The sequence below is a fragment of the Staphylococcus sp. FSL K6-0223 genome (genome assembly GCF_038008285.1).
Genome location: NZ_JBBOYX010000003.1, coordinates 699,224 through 711,845, shown reverse-complemented (window position 1 = coordinate 711,845; position 12,622 = coordinate 699,224). Strand labels below are relative to the sequence as shown.

The window sequence follows — 12,622 nt, the reverse complement described above, 5'->3', positions numbered from 1 at the left end:
TCTTAGATAATCACAAGCAATGATTGTAGAAATTCACAGTAATAATGCAAGTGATTTAGTAAATTTATTATTAATAACAAAATGACAGCTCAAAAATTAATTCTAAATATTTTTGCTTTCCCTGGAGCATCTAGTGGCGTTATTGATTTATTAAAATTCGCAATGATGTAGAGGTGTATCTCAATGAGTAAGCGTGTTTATGATATAAAAGTAGAAAGGTATGACGGTTCTACTTACTTTTTAGAAGAATATAAAGGAAAGGTTCTTATTATCGTAAATACAGCAACTAATTGCGCATTAAACGATCAATTTGAAGGATTGGAAACGTTATATCAAAAATATAAAAATGATGGATTAGTTGTTTTAAGTTTTCCTTGTAATAACTTTGACAATCAAGAACCTGGGTCGATGGATGAAATCTACAATACTTACCGTCGACGGTTTGGTATTACATTTCCTATCCACTCGAAAACAATTGTAAATGGTGACAATGAACATCCTTTATATACGCTTTTAAAACGCGAGAAACCTGGATTATTTGGTTCGCAAATTAAGTGGAACTTTACAAAGTTTGTTATTGATAGAGAGGGTAAAGTAGTAGGCAAGTATCTTCCTTATGACTCTCCTGAAGAGATGGAGGAATTCATTAAAGAATTATTAAATGAATAAATGATGATGTGTTAGCTCTCTTTTAAGTCGAAGTGACTTTTAAGAGAGTTTTTAGTATTTAATTTTAAAATTAATGATGAATATTTACACTGGTATCTTGACTTTCAAATTAAAAGTAGTTAAAGTAGTAAACATAATTATTCTGACAATTCAGATAGGAATTTAAGTGTTTGAATGAATTTATGAAATGAGGGGGGATCATAAATTGATGTCAGTAGATAAGATTACGTATGATAGTTTTACGGGTGATCCTTTTATCGACACTATCGATGCTGACGACCAAACCAAAGGTGCCTACCAAATATTAGAATGGGCTTACCAAATCTATGGTGATGCCATCGTTTATTCATGTAGTTTTGGGGCTGAAAGCATGGTGCTTATCGATTTAATTTATCAAATTAAACCAGATGCACAGATCGTCTTTTTAGATACAGACCTACATTTCCAAGAAACTTACGATTTAATTGATAGAGTGAAAGAGAAATATCCACGACTTCGAATTAAAATGAAAAAACCAGAACTTACATTAGAAGAACAGGCTGATAAATATAATCCCGCTCTATGGAAGAATAATCCTAATCAATGTTGTTATATTCGCAAGATTAAACCACTTGAGGAAGTTTTATCTGGCGCGGTAGCATGGGTTTCAGGATTAAGACGTGCCCAATCACCAACACGTGCAAACACGGACTTTATTAATAAAGATGAACGATTTAAATCAGTTAAAGTATGTCCACTTATTTATTGGACTGAAGACGAGGTTTGGGACTATATCAAGAGCAATGATTTACCTTACAATGAATTGCATGATCAACATTATCCTAGTATCGGTTGTATCCCTTGCACTGCACCAGTATTTGACTCAAATGATTCCCGTGCTGGCAGATGGTCTAATTTCGAAAAAACTGAATGTGGCTTACATGTTGCAGACAAACCATAATAAGGTAATCAAAATTTTTTGACTTTAAAGCATAGTATTCCGATAAGATATAACCAAAAACTTACTTTGTTATAGCAAAACTCATTTAAAAAATGCTGAAGCATAAAATAATTCTAGGCTGTAAATGAATAGGGATGGATGTATTGTGCATCACTCTCTTTCATTTACTGTCGTGAATATTTAGTACATACTAGAATAAACGATATTGGAAACATTTTCAGAAATAAATATAAACAAATATCGGGATAATTAAGATAAGAGGTGTATATGATTGAACTTAAGTGTCACTAATAGCCCCTTTACTGAAGGGCAAGCAGCACAGATTAATGAATTACTCCAAACTTTAACACCAGAACAACAAACTTGGTTAAGTGGCTACCTCATGGCAAACCAATCATCGAATGCTACGAGTGAGGGAGCTTCTGACAATATAGCATCATCTTCAACGTCTTCAGTAAGTCAAGAAACTGAAGCCATGTTACATCGAAAAGAGCCTGAAGTAACGCCAGAACAACGCTCGATTACTATTCTTTTTGGTTCTGAAACAGGTAATGCACAAGGGTTAGCAGAAATCTTTGAAGAACGTTTATCTAACATTGGAAATGATGTCACACTTAAATCTATGGACGACTTCAAGCCTAAAGATCTTAAGAAAGTTGAAGATTTATTTATTGTGACTGCAACGCATGGGGAAGGTGACCCTCCAGATAATGCTGTAGAATTGCATGAATATATCCATGGTCGTAAAGCGCCTAAATTAGATGGTGTAAGATTCTCAGTTTTAGCATTAGGAGACCAAACTTATGAATTCTTCTGTCAAACTGGTAAAGACTTTGATAACCGCCTTGCAGAATTAGGTGCTGAGAGAATTTATGACCGTGTCGATTGCGATGTTGATTATGATGAAGACGCTGAAAAGTGGATGGCGAATGTCATCAATGCGATAGATTCAACACCAGCAGGCACTGACAGTGAACAAGTGGTAAGTGAGTCTATTAAATCTGCAAAGGAGAAGAAATATTCAAAGTCTAATCCTTATGAAGCCGAAGTTTTAACGAATATTAATTTAAATGGTAGAGGTTCAAATAAAGAAACAAGACACATTGAATTATTACTTGATAATTTCGGTGAAGAATATGAACCTGGCGATTGTATTGTTGTCTTACCTCAAAATGATCCAGCCCTCGTCGACTTACTTGTCAGTACATTAGGATGGAGTCCGGACACGCAAGTGTTAATTAATGAAGATGGCGATACACTTAATCTTGAAGATGCATTAACTTCTCATTTTGAAATAACGAAGTTAACAAAACCTTTAGTTGAGAATGCGGCAACGTTCTTTAACAATGATGAACTTAGCGAGAAAGTTCAAGACAAGGAATGGATTCAAAGTTATATAGAAGGTCGCGACCTCATTGATTTATTAAATGATTTTGCAACAACTGAACTTCAGCCAGAAAATATGTATCAATTATTAAGAAAGTTACCACCGAGAGAGTACTCAATTTCAAGTAGTTATAAAGCAACGCCTGATGAGGTGCATATTACGGTGGGCGCTGTAAGATATAACGCGCATGGTCGTGATCGTACAGGTGTATGCTCAGTACAGTTTGCGGAGAGAATTCAAGAAGGTGATACGGTTCCAATTTACTTGAAACGTAATCCAAATTTTAAATTCCCTCAAAACGAAGAGACCCCAGTGATTATGATAGGTCCAGGAACTGGTGTTGCGCCATTCAGATCGTATATGCAAGAACGTGAAGAGCTAGGATTTGAAGGTCATACTTGGCTATTCTTTGGTGAACAACATTTCACTACTGATTTCTTATACCAAACTGAATGGCAAGAATGGCTCGATGATGGCACCCTCTCTAAGTTAGATGTGGCCTTTTCAAGAGATACGGATCAAAAAGTGTATGTACAGCATAAAATTGCTGAAAATAGTGAGCAATTTAACCAATGGATTGAAAATGGTGCAGCGATTTATGTGTGCGGTGATGAGAGTAAGATGGCTAAGGATGTTCATCAAGCTATTCGTAATGTATTAGTGAAAGAACAAAATCTTTCTGAAGAAGATGCAGAAGAATACTTGAAGCAATTGAAACGAGATAAGAGATATCAACGAGACGTGTATTAATAGAAAGGATGGGGGATACATGGCTAGAACAAATAAACAAATTTCAGAAGAACTTGATAAGAATCTTGATGAAATGGAATTTTTAAAAGCCGACAGTGACTTTCTACGTGGAACAATCGAACAAGGGCTTGCCGATCCAATTACGGGCTCAATTTCACAAGATGACGCTAAGCTATTAAAGTTCCACGGAAGTTACATGCAAGACGATAGAGATTTAAGAGATGAACGTCGTAAACAAAAATTAGAACCAGCATATAGTTTTATGATACGTGTTCGTGTACCTGGGGGGAAAGCGACACCAGAGCAATGGATTGCTATGGATGAAATCTCTAATAATCATGCTAATCAAACGATTAAATTGACCACAAGACAGGCATTTCAATTTCACGGAATTTTAAAGCGTAACTTAAAACAGTCTATGAAGGAGATCAACGACTCTGTCTTAGATTCAATAGCTGCTTGTGGCGATGTAAATCGTAATACGATGTGTAACCCAAATCCCTATCAATCAAAAGTTCACAAAGAAGTGAACACATATGCTACTGACATTAGTAATCATTTACTTCCAAGAACTGGCGCATATCATGAAATTTGGCTAGATGGCGAGAAAGTATTAGATTCCAGTGAGGAAAAGGAGCCGATATACGGTAATACGTATCTACCACGTAAATTTAAAATCGGTATTGCTGTACCACCCTCTAACGATATCGATGTCTATTCACAAGATATCGGACTTATTGCTATTGTAGATAACGATGAATTACTAGGATTTAATGTCACGATTGGTGGAGGTATGGGTATGACTCACGGTAATACTCAAACGTATCCACAACTAGGGCGTTTAATAGGATTTATACCAAAAGAAAAAGCTGTAGATGTTTGTGAAAAGCTTTTAACAATTCAAAGAGAATACGGTAATCGTGAAAATCGTAAAAATGCACGCTTTAAATATACAGTCGATCGTCTTGGTGAAGCTTGGGTCAAAGAAGAATTGAACCGTCGATTAGGATGGGATATTGAAGGTGCACGTGACTTTGAATTTGAACATAATGGTGATCGTTTAGGTTGGATTGAGGGTAATGGCAATTGGAATTTCACGTTGTTTATTCAAAATGGACGAGTCAAAGATACTGAAGATTATAAATTGAAAACAGCACTTAGAGAAATTGCTGAAATGCATACAGGTGACTTCAGATTATCACCGAATCAAAATTTAGTAATCGCTAACGTTACACCTGAGAAAAAAGATGAAATCCAAGCTATCATTGATAAGTATGGTCTTACAGATGGTAAGAACTATACTGGATTACGTAGAAACTCTATGGCATGTGTAGCCTTTCCAACTTGTGGATTAGCGATGGCAGAATCGGAAAGATACTTACCATCTTTAATCTCTAAAATTGAAGATTTATTAGATGAAGCTGGAGTTCAGGAAGAAGAAATTACAATTCGTATGACAGGATGTCCAAATGGTTGTGCAAGACCTGCACTTGCTGAAGTCGCATTTATCGGAAAAGCACCTGGCAAATATAACATGTATTTAGGTGGTGGCTTCAAAGGTGAGCGTCTCAATAAATTGTATAAAGAAAATATCGGTGAAAATGAAATATTAGAAAGTTTACGTCCATTGTTGATGAGTTACGGTAAAGAACGACTCGAAGGCGAGCACTTTGGTGATTTCGTCATACGTTCAGGTGTGGTAGCAAAAGTCCATGATGGTCGCGACTTCCATAGCTAATCTAAAGGGGGAGTGATTAATATGGGCAAGGTATTTCTAGTTGGTGCAGGTCCAGGTGATCCTGATTTATTAACAATTAAAGGTTTAAAAGCAATTAAAAAAGCAGATGTGATTCTTTACGATCGTTTGATTAATAAAGAGATTTTAGAATTCGCCTCTCCTTCCACTAAATTCTTTTATTGTGGCAAAGATCCTAATAAGCATTCATTACCACAAGAAGAAACGAATAAAATGATGGTCACTTTAGCTAAGAAAGGGCATACTGTTACACGATTAAAAGGTGGCGATCCTTTCGTCTTTGGTAGAGGTGGCGAAGAAGCGGAAGTATTAGCAAATCACAATATTCCGTTTGAAATTGTACCTGGTATTACATCGGGTATTGCTGTACCAGCATACGCAGGTATTCCTGTCACTCACAGAGATTTTAGTTCATCTGTCGCATTCGTAACCGCAGTCAATAAACCAGGTATGGATAAAGAACAATATTGGGAACATTTAGCGAATGGACCAGAAACGTTATGCGTTTATATGGGAGTTAAACGACTTCCAGAAATTTGTGATTTATTAACGAAACATGGTCGTTCATCAGAAACACCAGTCGCACTCGTTCACATGGGTACATCAATACGACAAAAAACGATTACTGGTACACTTGGTAATATTGTAGATAAGGCACATCAAATAACGAACCCAGCTATGATCATCATTGGTGATGTAGTCCATATGCGAGAAAAGATTCATTGGTTTGTGGAGCAAGCTGATGTAAACAAGTTGTCAATTCCTAAAGTTACATCTAAATAGTACTGTTTTAGATTTATCATTTATTTTCTGAAAATGAAGAAAAATAGTAAGATGAATATGAGGAGGGATTTACCGTGAATATGCCATTAATGTTAGATTTAACAAACAAAAAAGTTGTCGTTGTCGGTGGTGGAAAAATTGCTACACGACGTATTAAAACATTGTTAAATTACACAGAACATATTCACGTTGTAAGCCCGGTTATCACTAATCAAATAGCACAATGGGTTGAAACTCAGCGCATCACTTATTTGGAAAAACGTTTCGAACCTACTGATATTGAAGAGGCAGATATGGTAATTGCTGCTACCAATCATTCAGAGGTCAATGAAGAGGTAAGGTTATCAGTACCTGAACATGTGTTATTTAATCATGCAGAACAAGCTGAATTAGGTAATGTTACGTTTCCTAATGTTTTTCGAAGGGATCGCTTAACGATTAGTGTATCCACTGAAGGTGCAAGTCCAAAGTTAGGACAACGTATTATTAATCATTTAGAGGATACATATAATGAGGAGTATGCTACTTATGTTCAATTTCTATATGAAAGTAGACAATACATTAAAGCACTCAGCATAGAGCCATCTGATAAACATGCGTTACTTGAACAAATTTTATCAGACACATATTTAGATGAGAATAAGCAACATGAATTCATCCGATGGCTTCAATCACAGGTTTAATGAAGAATGGGGGCATTTGATATATGCGCAAAGTATTAATATTCGCAATAGCGGGATTTTTAGCACAACTTGTAGATGGGTCACTCGGCATGGGATTTGGTGCATCATCATCATCCATTTTACTCACTTATGGTATTGCGCCAGCAGTAGTTTCTGCAACAGTTCATTTCTCAGAAATTGCTACCACTGCAGCTTCTGGTACATCTCATTGGAAATTTGAAAATGTTCATAAGCCAACGTTGTTAAAGCTTGCGATACCTGGTTCTATTTCAGCCTTCATAGGTGCAGGCGTTTTAACGTTTATTCACGGTAATTACATTAAACCATTCATTGCACTCTTTTTATTAAGCATGGGATTCTATATTTTATATCAATTCTTATTTAAAAGAACACATGAACACCATACGCATGTTGGTGATTTGAGTAGTTTCAAAGTGATTCCACAAGGTGCGATTGCAGGTTTCTTAGATGCTATCGGTGGTGGAGGCTGGGGTCCAGTGAATACACCGCTCTTACTTTCAAGCAAGAAAATTCAACCACGTTATGCGATTGGTACGGTTTCAGCTAGTGAATTCTTTGTTACATCTTCTGCAGCAATAAGTTTTATTATATTTTTAGGATTAACTCAGATTAACTGGTTTGCTGTCATTGCACTAAGTGTTGGTGGCATGCTTGCTGCTCCAATTTCAGCATATTTAGTTAAAATTTTACCTATAAATATTTTAGCAATATGTGTGGGTGGGTTAATTATTTTTACAAATAGTAATGCATTATTAAGTTATTTCATTAAAGATACAACAATCTCAAATACAGTTAGATGTATTATTTTAGCAGCAATTATTGTTTTACTCATCGTTCAGGTGATTCGAAACAAGAAATTGTCTTTTTCTTACAAGAAAAGCCGATTAAACAAATATAATTAATTGGATAAAGGGGTTATAAAACGATGTCTAAAAATGAAGAAGTAATTAACTATACAATTCAACCACATGGTGGTGAATTAATTAACCGAGTTGTTGAAGGTGAAGAAAGAGAACGTTTAATTAAGGAAGCATCATCTTATAAATCAATTACTTTGAATCCTTGGGGTATTTCAGATTTAGAATTAATTGGTATTGGTGGTTTTAGTCCATTAACAGGATTTATGAATAAAGCAGACTATACCAAAGTTGTTGAAGATACTCATTTAGAAAATGGATTAGTATGGAGTATTCCCATTACTTTACCAGTATCTGAAGAAGAAGCGAATCAATTAGAAATTGGTGATGACATTGCTTTATACGGTGAAGATGGCGAATTATATGGAACATTAAAATTAGAAGAGAAATATACGTACGATAAAGAAAAAGAAGCAAAATTAGTCTATGGAACTACTGAAGAACAACATCCAGGTGTCAAAAAAGTGTATGAAAAAGGTGATGTGTACTTAGCTGGACCTATTCAATTAATCAATCGCCCTAAACATGATGAATTTTCTGATTATCATCTAGATCCATCTGAAACAAGACAATTATTCCATGATTTAGGTTGGAAAACGGTTGTCGGATTCCAAACTAGAAATCCAGTTCATCGTGCACATGAATATATCCAGAAATCAGCTTTAGAAATTGTAGATGGATTACTTCTCAATCCTTTAGTTGGAGAAACTAAATCAGATGATATACCTGCTGATGTTCGTATGGAAAGTTATCAAGCTATCCTCAAGAATTATTTCCCTGAAAATAGAGCACGACTAGTGATTTATCCTGCAGCAATGCGCTATGCCGGCCCTCGTGAAGCAATATTGCACGCAACAGTGCGTAAGAATTATGGTTGTACACACTTTATAGTGGGACGTGATCATGCGGGTGTGGGTGATTACTATGGCACATATGAAGCGCAAGAACTTATCACTCAATTTGAAGATGAACTAGATATTCAAATCTTAAAATTTGAACATGCTTTTTATTGTGAAGCATGCGGTAATATGGCGACGGCTAAGACGTGCCCTCATAATGCCTCTCAACATTTACATTTAAGCGGTACAAAAGTTAGAGAAAAATTACGTAACGGAGAATCCTTGCCAACTCAATTTTCAAGACCAGAAGTCGCTGAAGTACTAATTAGAGGTTTACGAGAAAAATAATAAAGTAAAAGGAGAGATAGCATGAGTGAATCTAACAATATTACTTGGCATGATTCAGAAGTGACGAAAGAAGAAAGACAAAAACGTAATGGTCATAAAAGTGCAGTTATTTGGTTTACGGGTTTATCTGGTTCAGGTAAATCGACCGTTTCTGTCGCTTTAGAAAAAGCGCTATTCAATGAAGGAAAGCAAACATATCGTTTAGATGGGGATAATGTGCGTCATGGTCTTAATAAAAATTTAGGATTTAGTCCTGAAGATCGTACTGAAAACATACGTCGTATAGGTGAAGTTGCCAAACTCATGGTTGATGCAGGTTCAATCACTTTGACAGCTTTCATTTCACCATATAAACAAGATCGCGATAATGTACGCGCGATTCTTGAAGATGAAGAATTTATAGAAGTATATACGAAATGCAGTGTTGAAGAATGTGAGAATCGCGATCCTAAAGGATTGTATAAGAAAGCACGCTCTGGAGAAATTCCTGAGTTTACAGGTATTAGCGCCCCTTATGAAGCTCCAGATCATCCAGAAATCATTTTAGATACTGAACATGAATCAATTGATCAATCAGTTGATCGTGTGATTCAATACCTTAAGCAACATCAATATATTTAACTCACAAGCATGTATGTCAATGAACATACATGCTTTAAGTTTGAAATGTTGTATGTCTATACATATTTTTTATTTTGAAAATCTTTGTTACAATTATGGAAAGCGCTTACAAAATACGAGGGGATTTAACGAGTATGATGAGGAATGACTTATTGGGAGATGACTAAAATTTTATACATCTGTGTATAGTAATACTTATTAAACCTACGTATGACATAGCGGAGTTAATAAAAGGGGATGTTAAATATGCATGGAGATAATATATGGTTAACGATGATTGGGTTAGCGATTATTGTTTCAATTGTAGGTTTACTCATAGCGAAGAAAATTAGCCCTGTTGTTGGCATGACATTGATACCATGTATCGGTGCAATGATATTGGGGTACAGTGTGGGAGATTTAGTGAAATTCTTTGATAAGGGCTTATCACAAGTTATGAACGTTGTCATAATGTTTATATTTGCCATCATCTTTTTTGGCATTATGACTGATAGTGGATTATTTAAGCCTTTAGTGAAGCGATTGATATTAATGACGAGAGGTAACGTGATTATTGTTTGTGTAATGACTGCGTTAATTGGTTCATTTGCGCAATTAGATGGCGCTGGGGCAGTGACTTTCCTACTTTCAATACCAGCATTGCTTCCATTATATAAAGCGCTAAATATGAATAAATACCTCTTAATATTATTACTTGCGCTAAGTGCAGCAATTATGAACATGGTTCCGTGGGGTGGACCTATGGCACGTGTGGCAACAGTATTGAAAGTGAAAAGTGTGAATGAATTATGGTATGGTCTGATTCCAATTCAAATTATTGGATTCGTCCTCGTAATCATCTTCGCAGTATACTTAGGATTTCGTGAAAAGAAACGTATTAAGAAGGCGATAGAAAAAGGCGAAGTAGAAGAAACGCAAGATGTAGATATACATAGATTAGTTAATATTTATGAACGTGAACAAGATATTAAGTTTCCAGTTAAAGGCCGTGCTAGGAATAATCCTTATATTATATGGATAAATGTAGTATTAACGATTTTAGTTATCGTCATCATGCTAGCAAATCTAGCGCCACCAGAGTTTGCTTTCATGATAGGCACTTCACTCGCGCTAATTATCAACTATAAAAGTGTTGATGAACAAATGGATCGATTAAAGGCTCATGCTCCTAATGCCTTAATGATGGCGGCAGTCATTATTGCAGCTGGAATGTTCTTAGGTGTTCTTAATGAAACTGGTATGCTTAAAGCGATTGCTACAGATTTTATTAAGATTATTCCAGATGCAGTAGGTCCATATTTGCATATCATTGTTGGGATATTTGGTGTGCCATTAGATTTATTAACAAGTACGGATGCATATTACTTTGCTGTTTTACCTATTGTTGAACAAACTGCTAGTCAATTCCATGTTTCAGCTGTTTCTACAGCATATGCAATGGTGATAGGTAATATTATTGGTACATTCGTAAGTCCGTTTTCACCAGCATTATGGTTAGCCATTGGACTTGCTGAAGCGAATATGGGTACTTACATTAAGTATGCATTCTTTTGGATTTGGGGATTTGCCATTGTGCTATTACTTATCGCAGTACTTATGGGCGTCGTGACTGTTTAGAGTTTAATTAAATCATATGCTTAGTGTGAAGGCGCTATCACAAAAGGGATGAAACGAAGTTTTCATCCCTTTTTCAATGAAATAATTTACTCTAAAAATTATCAGATAAATTACAACAACTGTAACAACGATGTTGATTAAATCGCTATAAATACTGTCATGAAAGTGATTTAAATTGTGTAAAATTGACACACGTTTTTTACAAGAGGGCGTTACATTATTATGATTCATTTACAAAGTATTAACATTGTACACAAACGGTTGTGTGTCTGTTACAGTGTTTATTGTCGTTAATTAACGAAGAAAAAATTAAACTTAAATGTTAAAGATAATTGAAGGTAGCCACGAGATAGTTAAAAGATTAACCCAAATTATAGGAGGATATTAAAATGAAAAAAATCGCTACAGCTACAATCGCTACAGCAGGTATTGCAACATTTGGAATCATGCAACACGATGCAGATGCAGCGGAAAATAACAATAATGGATATAACCCTAACGATCCTTATTCTTACAGCTACACTTATACAATCGACCAACAAGGTAACTATCATTACGATTGGAAAGGTAACTGGAGTCCACAACAAGCTCAACAAGGAAACAACTCTAACTACTCAAATGCTAACCAAAGTACACAAAGCTACAATTCATACAATAACTACAATAATTATAGAACAAATAACCAAACTCAAAGCTACAACTCAAATAATGGTGGAGGTTTAGGTGCAAATTATTCAACTTCTGATAGAAACGTTAAAGTAACAACTCAATCAGCACCAACTCAAAAATCTTCAAGCAATGCATCAGCTGCATTCGCAGGTCAAACATCTTCAGGTTCAAACCTATACACTTCAGGTCAATGTACTTACTATGTTTATGACAAAGTTGGCGGCAAAATCAGCTCAACTTGGGGCAACGCTAACAACTGGGCTAACGCAGCAGCATCATCAGGTTACACTGTAAACAATACACCTAAACAAGGTGCAATCATGCAAACTTCACAAGGTGCATTCGGTCACGTTGCATACGTTGAGAACGTAAATAATGACGGTTCAGTAAAAGTATCTGAAATGAACTATAACGGTGGACCTGGAGTTGTATCTACTCGTACAATCTCAGCAAGCCAAGCTGGCGCTTATAACTACATTTCATAATCGAGTGACTAGAAATATTTTTAGTAATGAAGCCATGAACTTAAACGGTTCATGGCTTTTTTATATAGGTAAGAAACTTTATACATATAAAAGGTTAAGTCAATGATTATGTGATTGAAGTTATTTTAAAAGGGAAA

Annotated in this window: 11 protein-coding genes; all 11 read left to right on the top strand. The window is 35.6% G+C overall.

What is annotated here, in order from left to right; all coding sequences use genetic code 11:
- Positions 1 to 183 precede the first annotated feature (183 nt).
- Positions 184 to 669: a glutathione peroxidase gene (locus MHI13_RS20735; protein ID WP_002436222.1), complete on the top strand. Its 486-nt coding sequence runs from the start codon at positions 184 to 186 to the stop codon at positions 667 to 669.
- Between the two features lie 208 nt (positions 670 to 877).
- Positions 878 to 1,609, top strand: coding sequence for a phosphoadenylyl-sulfate reductase (locus MHI13_RS20730; RefSeq protein WP_002436250.1), 732 nt, complete (start codon positions 878 to 880; stop codon positions 1,607 to 1,609).
- Positions 1,610 to 1,880: 271 nt separating this feature from the next.
- The gene (locus MHI13_RS20725) at positions 1,881 to 3,746 is read left to right on the top strand and encodes an assimilatory sulfite reductase (NADPH) flavoprotein subunit (RefSeq protein ID WP_064210757.1); all 1,866 of its coding nucleotides are present in this window, start codon (positions 1,881 to 1,883) and stop codon (positions 3,744 to 3,746) included.
- Between the two features lie 19 nt (positions 3,747 to 3,765).
- Positions 3,766 to 5,484 (top strand): assimilatory sulfite reductase (NADPH) hemoprotein subunit, encoded by a 1,719-nt coding sequence (cysI, locus tag MHI13_RS20720; RefSeq protein ID WP_340761926.1) that lies wholly within the window; start codon positions 3,766 to 3,768, stop codon positions 5,482 to 5,484.
- Between the two features lie 21 nt (positions 5,485 to 5,505).
- On the top strand, positions 5,506 to 6,285 hold the full coding sequence (gene cobA, locus MHI13_RS20715; RefSeq protein WP_064210755.1) for a uroporphyrinogen-III C-methyltransferase: 780 nt from the start codon (positions 5,506 to 5,508) through the stop codon (positions 6,283 to 6,285).
- 74 nt (positions 6,286 to 6,359) lie between these two features.
- On the top strand, positions 6,360 to 6,968 hold the full coding sequence (locus tag MHI13_RS20710; RefSeq protein ID WP_064210754.1) for an NAD(P)-binding protein: 609 nt from the start codon (positions 6,360 to 6,362) through the stop codon (positions 6,966 to 6,968).
- A 23-nt stretch (positions 6,969 to 6,991) separates the two neighbouring features.
- Positions 6,992 to 7,891 (top strand): sulfite exporter TauE/SafE family protein, encoded by a 900-nt coding sequence (locus MHI13_RS20705; RefSeq protein ID WP_340761922.1) that lies wholly within the window; start codon positions 6,992 to 6,994, stop codon positions 7,889 to 7,891.
- 23 nt (positions 7,892 to 7,914) lie between these two features.
- On the top strand, positions 7,915 to 9,093 hold the full coding sequence (gene sat, locus MHI13_RS20700) for a sulfate adenylyltransferase (protein ID WP_002436216.1): 1,179 nt from the start codon (positions 7,915 to 7,917) through the stop codon (positions 9,091 to 9,093).
- A 21-nt stretch (positions 9,094 to 9,114) separates the two neighbouring features.
- Positions 9,115 to 9,714 (top strand): adenylyl-sulfate kinase, encoded by a 600-nt coding sequence (gene cysC, locus MHI13_RS20695; protein ID WP_002436172.1) that lies wholly within the window; start codon positions 9,115 to 9,117, stop codon positions 9,712 to 9,714.
- A gap of 246 nt (positions 9,715 to 9,960) precedes the next feature.
- Positions 9,961 to 11,331: a CitMHS family transporter gene (locus tag MHI13_RS20690; RefSeq protein WP_002436256.1), complete on the top strand. Its 1,371-nt coding sequence runs from the start codon at positions 9,961 to 9,963 to the stop codon at positions 11,329 to 11,331.
- 389 nt (positions 11,332 to 11,720) lie between these two features.
- Positions 11,721 to 12,485, top strand: coding sequence for a CHAP domain-containing protein (locus tag MHI13_RS20685; RefSeq protein WP_002436224.1), 765 nt, complete (start codon positions 11,721 to 11,723; stop codon positions 12,483 to 12,485).
- Positions 12,486 to 12,622: the final 137 nt, after the last annotated feature.

Bases quoted from the DNA above. Each gene is read 5' to 3' on its own strand.
- cysC (WP_002436172.1), top strand. From the start codon at position 9,115: ATGAGTGAATCTAACAATATTACTTGGCATGATTCAGAAGTGACGAAA.
- sat (WP_002436216.1), top strand. From the start codon at position 7,915: ATGTCTAAAAATGAAGAAGTAATTAACTATACAATTCAACCACATGGT.
- MHI13_RS20690 (WP_002436256.1), top strand. From the start codon at position 9,961: ATGCATGGAGATAATATATGGTTAACGATGATTGGGTTAGCGATTATT.
- cobA (WP_064210755.1), top strand. From the start codon at position 5,506: ATGGGCAAGGTATTTCTAGTTGGTGCAGGTCCAGGTGATCCTGATTTA.
- MHI13_RS20705 (WP_340761922.1), top strand. From the start codon at position 6,992: ATGCGCAAAGTATTAATATTCGCAATAGCGGGATTTTTAGCACAACTT.
- cysI (WP_340761926.1), top strand. From the start codon at position 3,766: ATGGCTAGAACAAATAAACAAATTTCAGAAGAACTTGATAAGAATCTT.
- MHI13_RS20730 (WP_002436250.1), top strand. From the start codon at position 878: ATGTCAGTAGATAAGATTACGTATGATAGTTTTACGGGTGATCCTTTT.
- MHI13_RS20735 (WP_002436222.1), top strand. From the start codon at position 184: ATGAGTAAGCGTGTTTATGATATAAAAGTAGAAAGGTATGACGGTTCT.
- MHI13_RS20685 (WP_002436224.1), top strand. From the start codon at position 11,721: ATGAAAAAAATCGCTACAGCTACAATCGCTACAGCAGGTATTGCAACA.